The sequence below is a fragment of the Photorhabdus heterorhabditis genome, from assembly GCF_018448905.1.
GTDB classification, from domain to species: Bacteria; Pseudomonadota; Gammaproteobacteria; order Enterobacterales; family Enterobacteriaceae; genus Photorhabdus; species Photorhabdus heterorhabditis.
In genome coordinates this window covers 1-662 of sequence record NZ_RCWA01000171.1, presented here as the reverse complement: position 1 = coordinate 662, position 662 = coordinate 1, and the positions used below count along the sequence as shown (strand labels likewise).

Genomic DNA, 662 nt, shown 5'->3' with positions numbered 1-662 from the left:
TGTTCTACCAACCGGGCTTCAATTTCCCCCGGCTCTATCCTGAAACCACGGATTTTAACCTGATGGTCGTTACGGCCCAGGAACTCCAGATTGCCCTCCGGCAGGTAGCGGGCCAGATCCCCGGTACGATACATGCGGGCGCCCGGTTTATCACTGAACGGATCGATAAGGAAACGTTCCGCAGTCAAATCCGGGCGATTGAGGTAACCGCGCACCACCCCCGCGCCCCCAATGTAAATCTCACCCACCACCCCCAGTGGCACCGGTTGACCGTACTCGTCCAGCAGGTAAATACAGGTATTGGCTATCGGACGCCCGATACTCTCAACAATCCGTTCTCCCCGCTGTATCGACAGCCAGGTGGAATAGGTTGTCGTTTCCGAAGGCCCATAGAGATTACATAACCGCTGTATCTGCGTTTCTTCGAAAATCTGTTCAATTAAGGCCCGTTTCAGCGGTTCACCGGCCAGATTGACCGTCTGAACCGACGCCATCAGCGCCTGTGCCTGCAATAACGGTTTCATGGCAGACGGGACTGAGTTGAGTAAGCTCACCGGCAAAGCCTGCTGCATCAATGACAGGGCATCATCCACCAGATGAATCGCCCCCCCCCGGGACAACGGCATCAGACATTCAAAAATCGACAGGTCGAAGTTCATCGA

At 55.1% G+C, this 662-nt stretch carries 1 protein-coding gene; it reads right to left on the bottom strand.

Features of this window, described 5'->3' with window-relative positions; all coding sequences use genetic code 11:
- Positions 1 to 662: AMP-binding protein (locus EAE89_RS23130; protein WP_214086682.1), on the bottom strand; the 662-nt coding region annotated here is incomplete at both ends.